We start from the raw sequence: 16,465 nt of genomic DNA on the forward strand, positions 1-16,465 counted from the left end.
TTGGAGGAATTTCTCTATTCATTCAGCATATTGATAGATTTATATGTATTTTCTGATAAGTTGATTCGAGCCAGCTTAAAATTGATTTTATCTGAGATGAAATCGGCACAGGGTTTTATAAGCGCTTTTATGTCATCCCAGTATTCTTTTTCTTCCCCAATACATATCGCTTTCGCTCTGTGCATAACGAGAATATATTCTTGAGGTAATTGTTTAATAGACCAACTAGCGGCTGCTGGCTTAGAACTAATAGTATCTGTTTCAACAGTTCTCCAAATACGAGCAAGCGTTAACAATACATTTCGAGTATCAGTATCAATGTCTGCCATCAGCGAAGGTAAAGCATCTAAAGTGGCAAGCATATAATCAGTGTATGGAACCTTGCATAAAATTTCATGTGGATTTGCACCATATAATGTCTTGCTAGCTAACAATACTTGCGTGATCATAATGGCTAAATCAGGCATTTCATTTGAGCCCCATGGCTCGATAATCCCATCATTAAATTGACTACGTAACCATTCACCATATTGAAAATCAAAGATTGGCGGGTAGTGCCATGGACTAACTTGAGATTTCTCAATAATAGTCATCTCAATAGGAAACCTCTCTCCTTTCATGTAGATACCAGAAATTTCAAGCAAATTTTTAACAAATTTAGCTTTTTCATCATGCGTTGTTGATCTATTAGAAATGACTAGCAAGTCAATATCGCTGTATTTTTGGAGACCTCCTGCGATTGATGATCCAAATAAATATACGCCTAGTAGATCATTGTTAAGAATCGCCTTAATCAAATCGAAGCACTGTTGTATTTGCTGTTGCATTTCATTGTTCATGTAATTTAGGTTATTTCAATTTCGAGATAAATAGTACCACTTAATTAATATCTTGTGGTTTTGAGATCTTTCATATAATTGCAATTTTTAGCGAAGCAAATTACAGCCAACAATATTATTTAAACAGGGTGCTTATATTTGTTTCTGCCTCCCTCAAGTAATCGGCACAATAGTTTATAATAATTTTTGAGTAAGTTTCTTCAACTTCACAATATACTCCTCTTCCTCGACCATCTTCAGCCATATTATAAAAGCTAATTGGAAATGAATGAGTTTGAGATCAAAGGAATTCATAGCGTCCTCTATACACAGCTTTATCTATTCCCAACTTGACCACAAGGTCATCATGGCTCAGCAGAGATAGTTAAAATATCATTTCCTGATTTAATCCTTTCTTTTTTAGGTGGTATATTCCAGGGGCTATTCTGTCGCACATTGTAAACTTGACTTGACATACCTTTCTTAAAAGCCGGAGACTGATCAGATTAAGCCAAAACTAATTTATCTCAACGATTATATTTTTCCAAGGAGAAAGCTTGATGATGGCTTTGATCTTTTTATTGCTGTGTTTCATTATTCTTCTTATCTGGCTTGGTCGAAGAAAAGTAGCTATCTTTTTTTTAGTATTCACTCTGATGATAAGCTCTGCTACCTTTGTTCATCATATCAGTACTCAATTACATCTTAACTTATGAAAAATACATTTTTTTCAGCGCAAAAATTTGCTTTATTCGCCAACTTGTTGGATGTGTTGGCTATCGCTTTATTACTGGCTCTGGCTTTCATGTTCCAGTTTGTATTTAAAGAAATTCCCTGCCCTTTATGCCTCTTGCAACGTGCAGGCTTTCTTATCACGGCAACAGGGTTCCTGCTTAATCTGCGTTATGACTTTCGCCCCAGTCACTATGCGTTGAGCCAACTCGGTGCTTTATTTACCTCCTTTGTCGCTTTACGACAAATTGCCTTGCATGTTGTGCCTGGTACTGGAACTTATGGCTCAAGCATTTTCGGTCTGCATATGTATACCTGGTCGTTTATTGCTGCCACGCTTATTTTATTGTTGACGACGGTGATTTTAGGATTGGAGAAACAATACCAAAAGCCTGCTGAAAAACGGCTTTTTGGATGGGTGAGCCATGTCCTGTTTGCTCTTATCCTTTCACTAAGCCTTACCAACTTCTTTTCAGTTCTGGCAGAATGCGGGTTTAGTGCATGCCCTGATAATCCGCAACATTATTTGTTATCCTATATTTCGAAGACGGCTCTTTTTTGAGGGTTAAAACTGATTTTTTGACTGCTCAAATCATTTTGTCTCAATTCATTAAAAATACCACATTCCAGAAAATGTGGGTGTTATGATAAAAATAATAAAAAACAATAGAAAAGCGCCATGAGCAAATCATCCAAGTAATAGGAAAAGAGACTCTTCCTTATATTTCCGATCTGGCAACAGTGCGTATTGAAGTTTTCAACGAATATCTCCCTCTTTATGAAGGTAATGTTTTACGAAAACCTCTGGTGTTCTGGCTTAAAAGCTGGATTAGCTGTTTAGTCATTCAAGAAAAGCCATGTTCGGTCTATCTTGGATGAAAAATCTGACTTTGAAGATTTTAAAATTTACAGTGAGATTGAAAGAGCTAGGGGAAAGTCCCCATAGGAGAGAATCCCTATGGGTTAATTGTGGGCAATAGCCTTTTAAAACCTATCATATTTCTTGTCAAAGCTATCCTCATGGTTTGCTTCATCGCGGTTGAATATGGCATTAAAAGCAAGTTCATCGTATTTTTTATCACATGTTTTTTCATATTCGGATTCATCTTCGGTAATGTATTGTTTTGCCATTTCACGTGAATTCTCTTCGAATGTCTTTATCCCCTCCTTTAATTTTTCTTTTAATTCATGAAGAAGGAGTGTTGTCTTTAATGTGGCGGCCTGTGAAGTTAAGGCATATTTTTCCGCGATTTCCAGCATGGCGTTTGGTAAATTTAAGCGATAATAAGAAAAACTGTTATCTAACTGATGAAGATAGGCGTTGCTCAATACCATGTTTGCTGTGCTTATCTTTCCTGTGTTTTTATCTATATTTGCTACAACGGTAAGAACCGTACATCCAGCCAGGCTTCGGCTTGGTCTAAATCCGGATAAATTGTTTTTCAAAAGATCTTCCAGAGAATGATAGTAGTGCTTTGATAATACGAAGCTGTTTGGAGCGGTATGTAACTTCGACATGACGCTACTTAAACCTGTTTTGATTAAAGACGAAATATCTTCTTGTGATATTTCTTTTTTTTCCTGTTCAGAGGTTGGTTTTTTAAACATGCGTTTTTCTCAATTAGATTAGTTGAAGAATAATACAATAGCTAAGCTTAAGAAAATATTAGGTCCTTAAAAAATCAATTAGTCTGCAGGGCGATTTCATCAAAGTTCAAAATCCAATCACTTTTTTCAAATATTGAGTAGAAAGGGCAGCTTTCATTCGTTTTAAAGCAATGCCATCTTGGTTTGAAGTATCCTGGGTTAATAATTTAAGGACTATTTTACGCATAATGCTCAAATTTCTATCTGCATAGCCGCGATATATGGGGCATTGATCTTCGTTCATACCGACATCTAACTTGTAGTGCAAGCCATTTTCTATTTTCCAATGGTCGCGAATTGCCTGACGCATTAAGTTGTGTTTTTTATAAGGCAGGGATGTCATGTAGTAACGTGTAGCCGTTTCAATGTCTCCTGTGGGTAGATGCCGCGTGGATTGCACACGGATATAGGCGCTTAAATCTTTCCATTGTTGACCGCAGGAAGGAAGGTACATGGCTGGTAATACGGTGTATGTTCTTTCTTCAAAACGGCTGTGGTCATAATTATTGGTGTCTTTTTGTTGGTAAACCATGGCCTTGTAATTTAGGGAGTCCGCTTTTTGAAAGAGATTATCCACTTTCCGGTGCATGCGTTTATGATTCTTTTTTAAAGCAAGCACATAATGAGCTTGTTTGAGACGTATTAAATTGGCAATTCCCTTTTGCGTTCCCATTGCATCAATCGTTATCACCTTATCTTTGATACTGAGCGCCTTTAATAGTATAGGTATCCCCTTTATTTCATTAGACTTGTCAGGTGTAACCGTGCTGCCAAGGGTCACGGATAAGCGTGCGGAGTAAGCATTCACCAGATGGGTCGCCTTCTTATGGCCCCTTTGATAAGAGGAGCCACGACTTGTCTTACCATCAATCGCAATCAGCTCATCCATAAAAAATTGACTGATTCCTTCTATCCATGAACTTAAACAACGCTCAAATTCTAAAGGGTCAATCAGAGAAAATACCCGTGCCAATGTGTGATGGCTTGGCAAACCTTCACTGACGTCAATAAATTGGCTTAACCAGCGCTTGCGGCTCCTGGCAAAAATCTCCATGGCTTTCCAACTGTCACAGCCACATATTAATCCGCATAAAACAATAATCAGTATCGTTAAAAGTGAATACGTGCAACGCCCTCCAACACGTGGGTCCTCAATGGATAGGAAACAATGAAACAAATATTGATTTTTTCCAAATTTACGCGTACTTTCTAACACAATCAGGCTCCTTCTTAAGATTTTTATAATCTACGTCGACCAACGTAGGCGCCTGATTTTTAACATTTTTTATTTTAATTTGCCAGATTAATAAAACATATCCCTACAATTTAGCTCATTCTCAATGATGAATTTTTGAACTTTGATGAAATCGCCCTGATTAGTCTGACCTTTGTACCGGACAATTTTTTAAATTAAGGAAGGGATAGAAGAAATAACTCGCTGACTTACAATGATTTTCATATACTCAGCTTCGACAAAAAAGGAGCATATATTTGGCAACGAGAGCTCACCTTCGTCATAAGCCAAGAGCAAATCCCAGGTTTTAGTATAAGTTAATATGATTTGAATGGCTTCCCGACCAAGATCATTTACCAATTCATGATTGATTAAAGTTTTTTGTAACAGTTCAACGGTTTGTTGTAATTCTTGCAATCCTCGTTCAGATAGTCTTTTATCATAGGTTGTATATCCACGAACCAAATGTTGTTTAAGTACTTCTGTTGCCCATATGCGAAATTGTGTAGCTTGATTTGAGTTCACTCCATAGCCCACAGATAGAATAGCATCCAAATTATAAAACTTTGTGCTATATCTCTTACCGTCACTGGCAGTACGTTCCAAAATGGAACATACTGAATTTTCGTCTAACTCCTTGGAACTAAATATATTTCTCAAGTGTTTTGTAATAGCAGGACGCTGGGTACCAAATAAATCAGCTATTTGTTGCTGAGAAAGCCATATGATCTCATCAACAACATTGACATCTAATTCTATATGGCCATCTTTTGAGGTGTATATAACAATTTCCGACACAATCGTCCCTTTAGTAATTATTGTCTAAATAGTTGGTTTCCGATTTCCAAAATAGAAATTTAGAATCCCACATTCCCGCGATCTTTTTTAAGAACTACGCATTAGGGTTATCACCACCAACCGCCAACAAATGTCACTTATTTTTAGCTGCCTTGGATTTTAATAGTTCCGACAGTTGTTGCATAGCAAGATGTTTTTCCCTGGTACGCCCTGAACGAACTGCATCAATCAAAGTTAATAAATCATAAAATAATTATTTAGCCGAGAAATGGTGCCGATATGGTGCCGCAATATGAAGGTAATTCTATTTATTCTTTATAAATCAACAACTTAATTGGGGCGGCGGGAATTGAACCCGCTACACCCGATTTTGACCCAGATCACGATAAACAACAAAAGGCCACCAAAAACCATAAGAAATCAGACAGTTAACTTGAATTTCAAGAGGTGGTCATGTTGTCTTTGAGAGTCGTTTATTGTCAGTGAATAAACCCGCAGTAACCCCTTTTTCATATTGCTCGAATAAACTCGATTTTAGAGATTTAAGTATTCCAGTTTCTAGCAAAGAATTTTTTAACCTATCTACCATGCCATCATTTGATCAATTTATATTCTTAGCATTGCCAATAAATAATGAGCTACATAGCATTAAAGGAGCTGCTATCAAAACTTAACTTTATGTAATTTGCTCTCTAAACTTAACAAGAAATGTTAAGTATATAAAGTGAATTGCATTAAGGCTCCCTGTGAACGCAATTAATTATTTGAACCCTTTAGCCGCCTCAAGACCAACACTAGAATTTCATGAATTTTTGTCTAACTTATTTCATTGAATATTTTCTATTTCGACAAGATAAACGATAAAATCGTAAGCGCTTAATTAACCTCACCTAGCAAAGTTCCTTCCCAACCTTGATACTCCGTTTATTTTTAACAACGGAGAAAATCAGCATGACAGACAATCCGAAAAGATCACGACGCGAATTTTGGCAATCTCATAATGACTCATGGGAAGTCAGTGGTTTAACCCAAGCTGTTTACTGTGAACAGCAAGGCATAAGTCATTCAGCGTTTTGTTATTGGCGAGGACGTCTTCGTCCTAAAGCTTCAAAAGCGCAGAGAACATCCCCTCATTTTCTAGCGGTTAAGTCAGCTGTTGAACCTACTTCGGCAAACACGCCCTATGAGCCGGCCATTCAGTTAATGTTGCCAAATGGTGTACGCCTTGGAATCAGCGGTCAGACCGACAAAGTCATTTTACGTGAAGTTTTAACGTTTGCAGGGGCGTTATAATGTTGCGCTTACCGGAAACGACAGCGATTTATGTTGCAACAACACCTGTTGATTTCAGAAAAGCCATTAATGGCTTGGCTGCCATGGTGATTGAGGAATTTGAATCGCCGGCGAACGATGGTTCTGTTTACGTTTTTTATAATCGTAGCCGTGACAGGGTTAAGTGTTTGTTTTGGGATAAGAATGGTTTTGTGCTTTATCACAAGCGCTTAGAGCGTGGAAAATTTAAGATGGAGAAGACGTCAACCCAGCTTGAAGCCATTACTCACCAACAGTTGGACTGGTTGTTGGCGGGGCTTGAATTTAAGTTGATGTCTGAATTTCCCATGCTTGATTTCAAGCATTATTTTTAAGTTAACTTCATGATTTTATTAAATTAAACCGTTACATTGCATGCTTATTTTGGTATAATAGTGCCCATTAAAACAACACAAATAATACCAACGATGAAACAACAATCTGACTTAACAGTAGAGCAATTACGCGAAGAAAATGCGCGTTTGTTGGCATTGTTGGCTCAGCAGGAAAGCACTATCGAAACGCTTCGCCACCAGCTGCACTTATTCCGTAATGCACGCTTTGGCCGCAAAAGCGAAAAAGGTGTCGTGCCGGAACAAATGGCATTGCAATTTGACGAAGCAGAGCCATCCAGTGAACAGGATGAATCGACTGTTGAGCCTTCTCAAACTGAAACCATTACCTATACCCGTGCTAAAAAAGGCACAGGCCGCAAAGCACTGCCCAAGTCATTACCCTATGTTGAGCAGATTCATGACTTAAGCGATGAAGAAAAACATTGCGACTGTGGTTGTGAGTTAACTCATATTGGTGACGACATCTCAGAACAACTGGATGTTGTACCGCAAATGACCTTCCGTGTGGTTCATGTTCGTAAAAAATACGCTTGCAAGACATGTGAAGAAACCATTCAAACGGCCAAACTGCCGAAACAACCTATTCCACAAAGCATTGCATCGTCTGGTTTACTGGCAGCAGTGATTGATGCCAAGTTTAACCGCCACATGCCGCTTTATCGCCAGGAGGCGATGTTTAAAGAAGCGGGCATTCCCGTTACCAGAGCAACGCTTTGCAACTGGGTGGTAAAAGCCGCTGATTTATTAACGCCGCTGGTTAAACTCATGGTTGCGGCCATTCACGATTATGACATCGCTTATGCGGATGAAACACCCGTGCAGGTGCTCAAGCAGAAAAACAAACCGCCAACATCAAAATCCTATATGTGGCTATTCATTGGCGGTCCACCGGATAAACGCTGTTATGTTTATCAGTACCATCCGTCACGCACTCACCAGATACCGGCTGATTTCTTTTCCGACTTCAGCGGCTACCTGCATGCTGACTGTTATGGTGGTTATGTCGCTTTAGACAAAGAAGACCATGTTACCCATGTTGCCTGTATGGCGCACGCCAGAAGGTATTTTGTCGATGTGGTCAAACTTGCCGGCAAGAAAAAAGGCATTGCCCATAAAGTCTTGACCTATTTTACCGAGCTTTATCAGCTGGAAGCTTCCCTCAAAGAGGCAAAGGCTGCACCAGACGATATTTATCAGGCAAGACAAAAAGAGGCCAAACCTATTCTTGATGAACTCAAAGACTTTGTTGAAGATAAAAAAATCAATATCCCACCGAAAAGCCCATTGGGCAAAGCCGTTCATTACCTGTTGACGCACTGGGTTGCGCTCAAACGATACCTTGACGATGGCCGTCTCGAAATAGATAACAACCGAACAGAGCGCTCCATTAAACCTTTCGTCATCGGACGAAAAAACTGGCTCTTTCATGGCAACGAAACGGGCGCCAAAGCAGGTGCTATCCTCTATTCCCTCATCGAAACCTGTAAGCAACACCAGGTTGATGCTTTCGCATGGTTGAAATACGCACTGACCAACATCCAATATGCTGAAACCATCGAACAGCTCGAAGCTTTGCTGCCCTTTCATGTAAACCCTTCCGAACTTGAAAACATGCGCAGCTTACCTGCTTTGGAAATGCCTGAGAAGAGTGGGGTTAATTAAGCGTTTACATAAAATCATTCTTTTAATCACAATAACAAAAAAGCAAAGAGGAATGTGTGTCTGAGATAGTTATATATACTGCAAAGGATGGACATATAGAGCTGGATGTCAGTCTTGCTGATGAAACCATATGGCTTTCTCAGCAACAAATTGCGGAATTATTTGGCACTCAGCGTCCTGCTATTACTAAACACTTGCGAAATATTTTTAATTCTAATGAACTAGACGAAAATTCAGTATGTTCCATTTTGGAACGTACTGCCAGTGACGGAATATAATACTAAATTTTATAATTTGGATGCTATTTTGTCTGTGGTTATCGCGTGAACTCAAATCAGGCAACACAATTCCGCATATGGGCAACCCAAGTACTCAAAGAGCATCTGATTCGCGGATACACGACTTATGACAAAAGGCTATCTGAGCGAGGTATAGGTGAATTACAGCAAACTGTAGAGTTATTACAGAAAACATTAATAAATCACGAATTAGTGAATGATCTAGGCCAAGAAGCAATTCAAATTATACTGTCTTATGAGTTAACTTATCAAGCTGCATTGTCAGCGATTGAGTCATTAAAGAAGGCAGTTTTATGTTTCTACTTTATCTCAAATCACAATCTTTACCGATTAAGTTCAATGAAAACGGTTTAATTGCACTTGCTCTATTGGTTGCGGAAAGTAACCCTACTCAGAAAGATATTATTATTCGTTTAGTTGTGAATTTGCTTGTTGATTAATTAAGCTTAAGTCTGGATGCCCGATTTTTAATTCACTGGTAATAATATTGATTTTGGAACCGCCCTAGATGCGGTTATGAATTTTATGCAGAACTCTTATAAGCTTTGGGTTCTGGGCGATTTGAAACAAATCTGAGCGGAACCTTTTTATGCACTAGATGCCCGTCACTTATTTTTAGCTGCCTTGGATTTTAATATTTCCGAAAGTTGTTGCATAGCAAGATGTTTTTCTCTCGCACGCCCAGAACGAATTGCATCAATCAAGGTTAACAAATCATAAAATAAAGGATTGGGGTGTTTTGTAATAGACTCTGGGACAGAAGAGTATAAAGGCTTGAGAGCGACACCTCGTTCCTCTCCTTCTCCATAAGGCCAAACAGGGATTGGATCATTTCCCCTTATAATCTGCTCTTTTAAGAGAGCTGCGTAGTTTGTAGGTATGCCCCGAACGATTCCTCCCAATTTAACCGGAAAAATATATGAAGAAAAACTCTTCACAGGCTTGAAGAATAGGCTGAGGTTTTTCCGTTGATATTAGAAGAGATAATCAAAGCAATTAAAAGTAATAAATAAATCAGCTTATATCCAAAACTTAGTAAAAATAGATCTTAATTTATTCAATATGAAGCTCTTTGATGGCTGGAAAAAGCTCGCCAACCTCTACTTTTAGGCTCTACCCCAAATAAGTGCCTAGTACAACGTTTCACTGATTCTGTCCTGCATAGGGATGTGTGCTAATCTTCCGCGTTCTTGAGGCACATTGGAAAGTAGGCACACATGGAAAAGTATATCGTAAAACTAACTGCGGAAGAACGATGTGAATTATTGGAGTTAATTCGAATGGGAAAAAAGCAGCTAATAAATTAATGCGCGCGCGAGTTTTATTATCCGCAGATGAAAATGATGCAAAATTAAAACAAAAAACAGATGAAGTAATAGTCACAGAAATGCATGTGAGCAGTAAAACAGGGCTCGGATTCGTCAACGATTTGTAGAGGAGAGCATCAGGAAGCCACAAAACGCTTACTTCAAAAAGATAGTATCATCCTGTTTGAAACAACCATAATGTATCAAAAGTACCTTGCAAAATATTCAACATACTGTGAGATATACTGAAATTGCTGCCGTTAAATTTAAAGAATTTTGAGATGATTAATATTTGTCCGTAAATTTCTGGGGTTTATGGCTAGACACCCATCCTAACTTCATTTTGCAACGGACCCGACACTAATCGTTAATAATGTCGAGTTAAAGATGGAGTGCAAATTGGTAAACAATCAGCGATGGACGCCGCCTGATACCATATACCACATTTGACAATGGCGCTCTGTTGTGTATAATATCAATCCATATTGATTGGATATTTAATAAAACATCAGATGTTCGTCTTTAAATGGGAAGGAAGAAAAAGAAGATAAGTTCAAAAACCGATCACATATCAATAAATTAAACTTCTCTAATAGGATGATGTAATGACAAAAATCACAGACCTGCCAACTGACCCAATTTTAGAGATATTTCAATTCATGTCTCCAAAAGATGTTGTCCATTTTCTCTCAACAAACAAACAATATAGACAATTTGATGAAAGTCCTAATTTTTGGAAAGTCATGTTAAAGATACATTTTCCTGATTACCCGGTTTCATCAGAAAACAAAGAACTTGACTTCAAAAAAGTTTTTAAGTCCTGTTACAAAAGCCTTGTACCCGAAAGTAAATATCACGCTGTAATGAATATAAAGGAATCTCCAGATTGTGATAAAGATATGGAGCCAGGAAAGTTTTTTCAACAGTTGGTCACTTTATTTAACCAAAACATCAATCAAACCAATCCAGGTCCTCATATACATATTGCTGAAAATGGAAAACCTTTATCTAGTCATACCGTAGTTGGCGGCGGTTTTCATGCCATTTTAGAATTAGCTTTACCGGAAAATTTTAGCTTGGAATTTGAATCATGTAATGGGCTCTACATTCCTAAAGAACAAATTACTATAGACAATATTGTATCTTGCGACGACACAGTTAATCCTTTGCGAAAAGCAGCGCAGGAGCCGGCTAAAGACATGGACTTGGATGTAATGAAATCTTTATTAAAAGGGATATCGATTAAAACAAAACAACAAATGAACTATTTTCTTGCAGACAAATCAAGGTTGGTCAGCGGCTTATTTAAAAAAGCTACAGGTCAGGAAAAAACAAACGTTGAGCTTAATAAAGAGATGGAGAAAATAATTGAAGAATCCAAGAGCGTCATGGATTTATTAAAAGGTGTCCACACCATCTCTCAACAAGCCTATGAATCTGCTTTTGGAAATTTCACCAAAGGGTTAAAAGATTTCTTTAATGCCATTGGAATCAAAAATTATGATAGAAAGGATTCCATGCTTGATTTTCTGAAAAAATGCCAGGAATATGAACTGATTTCAACGGTGCCACTTGAATCATTCCCAGCGGCATCAAAATAAAATTCTATCCAAGGATGAGTGATAGTAAGGGATGATTCACTCGTTAATATTTTTTACGAGAATTTTAACCAATCGTTTCTATTTTCGACAAAACCGGTTTTGTCAGCGTCCTACCGTTGAAACAGCTCTCGATGCGTATCGCTCAATGGGTGAAAGCCCCGGACTGACGTGGTTTAGTTGATTTGGACAACCATAAAAAACAACAAAGACCAAGAGCTAGCTTCTTCAAATACGGCCTGGATTTTATTCGCGATAAATTCAGCGCCTTTTATTGCAAAATCGCTGAGTTTAGAAAAATTATCAGACAACTTGTCCCCGAAAATATACAAATAGGAGTTGACTCATGAGGTTTTGTCCTGCACAGAGGAGGACTAATTGGTTTTTTAGGGACCTAATGTTTTCTTAAGCTTAGCTATTGTATTATTCTCCAACTAATCTAATTGAGAAAAACGCATGTTTAAAAAACCAACCTCTGAACAGGAAAAAAAAGAAATATCACAAGAAGATATTTCGTCTCTAATCAAAACAGGTTTAAGTAGTGTCATGTCGAAGTTACATACCGCTCCAAACAGCCTCGTATTATCAAAGCACTACTATAATTCTCTGGAGGAGCTTTTGAAAAACAATTTATCCGGATTTAGACCAAGCCGAAGCCAGGCTGGATGTACTGTTCTTACCGTTGTAGCAAATATAGATAAAAACACAGGAAAGATAAGCACAGCAAACATGGTATTGAGCAACGCCTATCTTCATCAGTTAAATAACAGTTTTTCTTATTATCGCTTAAATTTACCAAACGCCATGCTAGAAATCGCGGAAAAATATGCCTTAACTTCACAGGCAGCTACATTAAAGACAACACTCCTTCTTCATGAATTACAAGAGAAATTAAAGGAAGGCATAAAGGCATTCGAAGAGAATTCACGTGAAATGGCAAAACAATACATTACCGAAGATGAATCCGAATATGAAAAAGCATGTGATAAAAAATACGATGAACTTGCTTTTAATGCCATATTCAAGCGCGATGAAGCAAACCATGAGGATAGCTTTGACAAGAAATATGATAGGTTTTAAAACGCTATTGCCCACAATTAACCCATAGGGATTCTCTCCTACGGGTTACTCTCCCCTAGCTCTTTCAATCTCACTGCAAATTTTAAAATCTTCAAAGTCAGATTTTTCATCCAAGATAGACCGAACATGGCTTTTCTTGAATGACTAAATGGCTACTCCAGCTTTTTAAGCCAGAACACCAGAGGTTTCATACTCATCGTTTTCTCTCCAATTTCCCGCCAACCGAAATGTTGCCATACCTGATCTAAGGGTATGTACACTTGGGGGCGTCGCGGATCATTTGCTGAGCGTTCAACGGCGCAAAATGTCGCTGTTTGGCTTCCATATTGCCTGGCGACTGCTTCGCGTTTTCTGAAAAAAACGGCGATAGATATTCTGACCACGATAAGCCGGTAATAAAACCGATTCACCAAAATAAAAATATCCTTGATGTTCATCCCCTGCTCAATAAAAGGGACTTGGCATTCCTCCGGTTCAAACTCTAAAGAAATGGCTGTAGATGCACCTACCACCTGTTTTTGATCAAATACTAACACCATGATGCTTTCCGAGCAGGCCAGATAAAAAGAATAATGAAACACAGCAATAAAAAGATCAAAGCCATCATCAAGCTTTCTCCTTGGAAAAAATATAATCGTTGAGATAAATTAGTTTTGGCTTAATCTGATCAGTCTCCGGCTTTTAAGAAAGGTATGTCAAGTCAAGTTTACGATGTGCGACAGGATAACCCTCCTTTTTAATTGATAATATATCAACTCGTGATATAATTAAACAATGAATACAGAAGATCATTCTTTAAAAAATTTGTTAGAGCTTGATGGCGAGAGAATCGTAATAGATGAAGAGCTTGGATTGTGGGTTAAATTCGAAGTAATTGAAACGTCGACTAGGGCGTGTTTTTAAAGTTTTTCAAACGATTAAAAATCTGATAAAAAGACTCCATACTGAAAATGGAGCAAATGGATGTCAAGATTTGTTATTGATGACAAAATGTGGATCAAATTAGAAGAATTACTTCCTGCTCCGAAAGGTCGCCATGGGGAAAATGATCGATTATTTATTGAAGCAGTTTGTTGGATAATCAGGACTGGTGCGCCCTGGAGAGATTTACCGCCAGATTATGGGAAATGGCAAAGTGTTTACGGTCGTTACAATAGGTGGGTAAAAAAGGGAAATTTCAATGGAATTCTTGAAATTTTAAAAAAAAGATGGCGATCACGAATGGCACATGATGGATGGTAGTATTGTTAGGGCACATCAACATGCGGCAGGTGCGATAGGGGGTCAGGACTATCAAGCACTTGGACGGTGTCGCGGCGGATTTAGCTCGAAAATTCATGCAAAAGTAGATTCATTTGGGCTCCCATTAGGATTTATATTAACCGGTGGCCAAGAACATGAAATAAAGATGGCGAAAGATTTATTGAGTGAAGATAAAAGTGAATATTTATTAGCTGATCGCGCTTACGATAGCAATGAATTTAGAGAAGAGTTGGCAAGGCGCGGAGTTGAGACCGTTATTCCAAGTAAAAAGAACCGATACCTTTTTATTGAGCATGACGCTCATATTTATAAAGAAAGGAATCATATCGAGCGATTTTTTAACAGAATCAAAGGGTTCAGAAGAATTGCTACGCGGTATGATAAAACTGCCGCCATGTTTTTAGGTGCTTTAACTGTGATAAGTATTTTGCTGTGGCTGAAACTTTAAAAACACGCCCTAGATCACAAGGCATTAAATACTCATTGACTTTACATGATAAATCTAAAAAAGAATCATGGGATTTGATAATAGTCATGAGATTGAGTATGGCTCAAAGAGAGGTGTTAGACCTAAGAGAACGTTTGATCATTGGCATTATGATGAAAGTGATCGAGGAAGACCATACAATTACATTAATGCAGGCAAGTTACTTGAAGATTTTTGGAAAGAAGTTGATAAGCGTGTTGATGCGCTTAAGGAGAGTAGATAATGAACAAAGCTAAAATTGGTATTATGCCCCTTGAGCAATATAAACAACGAACAATTGCAATTGCAAAAGGGAAATATAAACCCAAAAGTGATGAGCCAAAAATATGGTTTACATCAATGAAATCATTAGCAAATGTACTATCAGAAGAAAATCAACATTTACTCAGGTTAATCATCGAAAATGAACCTAAGTCTGTTTCTGATTTGGAGGCATTAACTGGCTATAAACGCAAGGCTAATAATATACTGAGAACACTAAGAACAATGGAACAGTATGGGCTGGTTAAGCTAGAAGAAAGTCCACATAAAATTCATAGAGGAAGGGTACCTTTAATGCCTAAGGCGTTGTATGACGAGTTTGATGTGGAATTTTCCCTTCAGAGAGTCGGAGGTTAATACGAATGAAGAAATATTTGGTGTATATTTTTCAAAATGGAACTTTATATACTGGCTATACTGATAATTTAGAAAAAAGGTATAAGGCCCATCAAAGTGGAACTGGTAGCGAATACACTAGCACCTCATCCTTTAAATATATAGATCAATAAGTTAAACTTCAAATCTAGACAAAAGGAACAAATTGGATTTGGCGGGGTTGGAGTAGATCAACTATTTGCTAATGAAGTAGGTGATAGCTTACAAGTTATGGCGATGGGTTCCTTAGAAAGCGCCTTAAGCAGAAATTCCCGGGTTGTGTGGCAATGTATCCATTAAAGAGATATTTCGTTACGTTAGACCAAGTGAAGATGAAATGCTACGATCGAATCTTTATTTAATAACTAAAAATCGGTTACAACAATAATGTGCAGCAACAAATAATTTGAAGCAATTCTTCGTGATGAAATGAAGAATGAGTATCACTCTTATCAAGAAGGCAAGCTTTAGAACTGACACGATCGTATCCTATTAATTTTGCCATTCTATTTTCTCATAATATTTGAAGAGATTTTTTGTGTTGTTATTTTTAATTATTTGTTTATAATACGCACACATTATCCATTTAAAAACCATATGGAATTATGAAAGATCTTGATTTATATATCCGTAGCTATGAAATTCAAAAAAACCAAACCCCAAATGAGCTCCAGGCTTTTCTCAGCATATTATCTTCTATTCAAGAGGAAAAACCTGAAGTAGGTATGTCAGAGACGAAAACACAGTTATTTTTCAATGCTGAAAAAGCAAAAAACAACCTTGCCGTTATTGAAACTATCCGTTCATCTTTAGAAAAAACAGACTTTAAAAATGAAAAGCCTTCAATAATAATCGTCAAAGAGATAAACAAAAATATAGACGGCTTGGCGGCATCCAGTGAAACGCGTCAATTTCTAGCTTATGTAAAAAAGCAACTGGAATCCATTGATTATAAGGAGGAGGATAGGAAGAAACTGGATCCTGTGTTAAAAAAATCCAAAGGCAGTTGTATTAATATAGATCATATACTCAAAAAAAAGAAACTTAATCCAAAGCTGTTTTCTCAAAAAGATATTTCTCTGGAGCATGACTTGACTGCTCATGTGGCTTGGGCATTCAGATATATATATATTCCGTACCTTATCCAAATATTACCGTAAAAAAAGGGCAACCCGCACGAATATATCATGGTATAGAGCATGTCACCCGTGCGGCTGCATATATTCCTGTTTTGGTG

21 protein-coding genes are annotated in these 16,465 nt (G+C 37.7%); 15 read left to right on the top strand and 6 right to left on the bottom strand.

What is annotated here, in order from left to right; all coding sequences use genetic code 11:
- Positions 1-14: 14 nt before the first annotated feature.
- On the bottom strand, positions 15-827 hold the full coding sequence (locus E4T55_RS07565; RefSeq protein ID WP_223168289.1) for an aminoglycoside adenylyltransferase domain-containing protein: 813 nt from the start codon (positions 825-827) through the stop codon (positions 15-17).
- Between the two features lie 554 nt (positions 828-1,381).
- On the opposite strand from E4T55_RS07565, the gene E4T55_RS15620 reads away from it, so the two are divergent.
- Together E4T55_RS15620 and E4T55_RS07570 are read left to right on the top strand one after the other, a co-directional pair.
- Positions 1,382-1,534, top strand: coding sequence for a DUF5993 family protein (locus E4T55_RS15620; protein WP_418287828.1), 153 nt, complete (start codon positions 1,382-1,384; stop codon positions 1,532-1,534).
- Positions 1,531-2,112: a disulfide bond formation protein B gene (locus tag E4T55_RS07570; protein WP_058502738.1), complete on the top strand. Its 582-nt coding sequence runs from the start codon at positions 1,531-1,533 to the stop codon at positions 2,110-2,112. The genes E4T55_RS15620 and E4T55_RS07570 overlap by 4 nt, the downstream gene beginning before the upstream one ends.
- A gap of 422 nt (positions 2,113-2,534) precedes the next feature.
- Here the strand turns inward: E4T55_RS07570 and E4T55_RS07575 are convergent, their stop codons facing one another.
- The 3 genes from E4T55_RS07575 to E4T55_RS07585 form a co-directional block, all read right to left on the bottom strand.
- On the bottom strand, positions 2,535-3,158 hold the full coding sequence (locus tag E4T55_RS07575) for a hypothetical protein (protein ID WP_058502739.1): 624 nt from the start codon (positions 3,156-3,158) through the stop codon (positions 2,535-2,537).
- A 106-nt stretch (positions 3,159-3,264) separates the two neighbouring features.
- The gene (locus E4T55_RS07580) at positions 3,265-4,413 is read right to left on the bottom strand and encodes an ISAs1 family transposase (protein ID WP_115325318.1); all 1,149 of its coding nucleotides are present in this window, start codon (positions 4,411-4,413) and stop codon (positions 3,265-3,267) included.
- 189 nt (positions 4,414-4,602) lie between these two features.
- The gene (locus tag E4T55_RS07585; protein ID WP_058502885.1) at positions 4,603-5,229 is read right to left on the bottom strand and encodes a virulence RhuM family protein; all 627 of its coding nucleotides are present in this window, start codon (positions 5,227-5,229) and stop codon (positions 4,603-4,605) included.
- Positions 5,230-6,180: 951 nt separating this feature from the next.
- Between E4T55_RS07585 and tnpA the strand changes: the two genes are divergently transcribed.
- The 5 genes from tnpA (at position 6,181) to rhuM (ending at position 9,211) form a co-directional block, all read left to right on the top strand.
- Positions 6,181-6,522, top strand: a complete 342-nt coding sequence (gene tnpA / locus E4T55_RS07590; RefSeq protein ID WP_058501899.1) for an IS66 family insertion sequence element accessory protein TnpA — start codon at positions 6,181-6,183, stop codon at positions 6,520-6,522.
- Positions 6,522-6,875, top strand: coding sequence for an IS66 family insertion sequence element accessory protein TnpB (gene tnpB, locus E4T55_RS07595; protein WP_058501898.1), 354 nt, complete (start codon positions 6,522-6,524; stop codon positions 6,873-6,875). Before tnpA ends, tnpB begins: the two co-directional genes overlap by 1 nt.
- A gap of 93 nt (positions 6,876-6,968) precedes the next feature.
- Complete coding sequence (tnpC, locus tag E4T55_RS07600) at positions 6,969-8,558, top strand: IS66 family transposase (protein WP_058501897.1); 1,590 nt, start codon at positions 6,969-6,971, stop codon at positions 8,556-8,558.
- Between the two features lie 56 nt (positions 8,559-8,614).
- Positions 8,615-8,836 carry a virulence RhuM family protein gene (locus tag E4T55_RS15290; protein WP_058501329.1) on the top strand — a complete coding sequence of 74 codons (222 nt, stop codon included), beginning with the start codon at positions 8,615-8,617 and terminating at the stop codon, positions 8,834-8,836.
- A gap of 45 nt (positions 8,837-8,881) precedes the next feature.
- Entirely contained in the window at positions 8,882-9,211 is a 330-nt protein-coding gene (gene rhuM / locus E4T55_RS15295; RefSeq protein WP_209308134.1) for a RhuM family protein, read from the top strand.
- Positions 9,212-9,462: 251 nt separating this feature from the next.
- On the opposite strand, the gene E4T55_RS07610 is transcribed toward rhuM, so the two are convergent.
- Positions 9,463-9,795 carry a hypothetical protein gene (locus E4T55_RS07610; RefSeq protein ID WP_058501328.1) on the bottom strand — a complete coding sequence of 111 codons (333 nt, stop codon included), beginning with the start codon at positions 9,793-9,795 and terminating at the stop codon, positions 9,463-9,465.
- 974 nt (positions 9,796-10,769) lie between these two features.
- Between E4T55_RS07610 and E4T55_RS07620 the strand changes: the two genes are divergently transcribed.
- Positions 10,770-11,765: an F-box protein gene (locus E4T55_RS07620; RefSeq protein ID WP_058501327.1), complete on the top strand. Its 996-nt coding sequence runs from the start codon at positions 10,770-10,772 to the stop codon at positions 11,763-11,765.
- Positions 11,766-12,218: 453 nt separating this feature from the next.
- Complete coding sequence (locus E4T55_RS07625; protein WP_058501326.1) at positions 12,219-12,842, top strand: hypothetical protein; 624 nt, start codon at positions 12,219-12,221, stop codon at positions 12,840-12,842.
- Positions 12,843-12,994: 152 nt separating this feature from the next.
- On the opposite strand, the gene E4T55_RS07630 is transcribed toward E4T55_RS07625, so the two are convergent.
- Positions 12,995-13,381, bottom strand: a complete 387-nt coding sequence (locus E4T55_RS07630) for a hypothetical protein (RefSeq protein WP_131780765.1) — start codon at positions 13,379-13,381, stop codon at positions 12,995-12,997.
- A 424-nt stretch (positions 13,382-13,805) separates the two neighbouring features.
- On the opposite strand from E4T55_RS07630, the gene E4T55_RS07635 reads away from it, so the two are divergent.
- The 6 genes from E4T55_RS07635 (at position 13,806) to E4T55_RS07655 (ending at position 16,388) form a co-directional block, all read left to right on the top strand.
- Positions 13,806-14,084 (top strand): transposase, encoded by a 279-nt coding sequence (locus tag E4T55_RS07635; protein WP_058503023.1) that lies wholly within the window; start codon positions 13,806-13,808, stop codon positions 14,082-14,084.
- Positions 14,071-14,553, top strand: coding sequence for an IS5 family transposase (locus tag E4T55_RS15300; RefSeq protein ID WP_082636595.1), 483 nt, complete (start codon positions 14,071-14,073; stop codon positions 14,551-14,553). The genes E4T55_RS07635 and E4T55_RS15300 overlap by 14 nt, the downstream gene beginning before the upstream one ends.
- Positions 14,538-14,828, top strand: coding sequence for a hypothetical protein (locus tag E4T55_RS15305; RefSeq protein WP_209308135.1), 291 nt, complete (start codon positions 14,538-14,540; stop codon positions 14,826-14,828). The genes E4T55_RS15300 and E4T55_RS15305 overlap by 16 nt, the downstream gene beginning before the upstream one ends.
- Positions 14,815-15,210, top strand: coding sequence for an HVO_A0114 family putative DNA-binding protein (locus tag E4T55_RS07645; RefSeq protein WP_058502424.1), 396 nt, complete (start codon positions 14,815-14,817; stop codon positions 15,208-15,210). The genes E4T55_RS15305 and E4T55_RS07645 overlap by 14 nt, the downstream gene beginning before the upstream one ends.
- 5 nt (positions 15,211-15,215) lie before the next feature.
- Entirely contained in the window at positions 15,216-15,362 is a 147-nt protein-coding gene (locus E4T55_RS07650) for a GIY-YIG nuclease family protein (RefSeq protein ID WP_082636556.1), read from the top strand.
- 471 nt (positions 15,363-15,833) lie between these two features.
- Positions 15,834-16,388 (top strand): hypothetical protein, encoded by a 555-nt coding sequence (locus E4T55_RS07655; protein ID WP_058502423.1) that lies wholly within the window; start codon positions 15,834-15,836, stop codon positions 16,386-16,388.
- Positions 16,389-16,465: the final 77 nt, after the last annotated feature.

It is taken from the genome of Legionella israelensis (assembly GCF_004571175.1).
Classification (GTDB): Bacteria; Pseudomonadota; Gammaproteobacteria; order Legionellales; family Legionellaceae; genus Legionella_D; species Legionella_D israelensis.

What these genes read in the sequence shown, in the direction of transcription:
- E4T55_RS07565 (WP_223168289.1), bottom strand. Translation starts at nt 827, where the DNA reads ATGCAACAGCAAATACAACAGTGCTTCGATTTGATTAAGGCGATTCTT.
- E4T55_RS15620 (WP_418287828.1), top strand. Translation starts at nt 1,382, where the DNA reads ATGGCTTTGATCTTTTTATTGCTGTGTTTCATTATTCTTCTTATCTGG.
- E4T55_RS07570 (WP_058502738.1), top strand. Translation starts at nt 1,531, where the DNA reads ATGAAAAATACATTTTTTTCAGCGCAAAAATTTGCTTTATTCGCCAAC.
- E4T55_RS07575 (WP_058502739.1), bottom strand. Translation starts at nt 3,158, where the DNA reads ATGTTTAAAAAACCAACCTCTGAACAGGAAAAAAAAGAAATATCACAA.
- tnpA (WP_058501899.1), top strand. Translation starts at nt 6,181, where the DNA reads ATGACAGACAATCCGAAAAGATCACGACGCGAATTTTGGCAATCTCAT.
- tnpB (WP_058501898.1), top strand. Translation starts at nt 6,522, where the DNA reads ATGTTGCGCTTACCGGAAACGACAGCGATTTATGTTGCAACAACACCT.
- tnpC (WP_058501897.1), top strand. Translation starts at nt 6,969, where the DNA reads ATGAAACAACAATCTGACTTAACAGTAGAGCAATTACGCGAAGAAAAT.
- E4T55_RS07620 (WP_058501327.1), top strand. Translation starts at nt 10,770, where the DNA reads ATGACAAAAATCACAGACCTGCCAACTGACCCAATTTTAGAGATATTT.
- E4T55_RS07625 (WP_058501326.1), top strand. Translation starts at nt 12,219, where the DNA reads ATGTTTAAAAAACCAACCTCTGAACAGGAAAAAAAAGAAATATCACAA.
- E4T55_RS07630 (WP_131780765.1), bottom strand. Translation starts at nt 13,381, where the DNA reads ATGGTGTTAGTATTTGATCAAAAACAGGTGGTAGGTGCATCTACAGCC.
- E4T55_RS07635 (WP_058503023.1), top strand. Translation starts at nt 13,806, where the DNA reads ATGTCAAGATTTGTTATTGATGACAAAATGTGGATCAAATTAGAAGAA.
- E4T55_RS15300 (WP_082636595.1), top strand. Translation starts at nt 14,071, where the DNA reads ATGATGGATGGTAGTATTGTTAGGGCACATCAACATGCGGCAGGTGCG.
- E4T55_RS07645 (WP_058502424.1), top strand. Translation starts at nt 14,815, where the DNA reads ATGAACAAAGCTAAAATTGGTATTATGCCCCTTGAGCAATATAAACAA.
- E4T55_RS07650 (WP_082636556.1), top strand. Translation starts at nt 15,216, where the DNA reads ATGAAGAAATATTTGGTGTATATTTTTCAAAATGGAACTTTATATACT.
- E4T55_RS07655 (WP_058502423.1), top strand. Translation starts at nt 15,834, where the DNA reads ATGAAAGATCTTGATTTATATATCCGTAGCTATGAAATTCAAAAAAAC.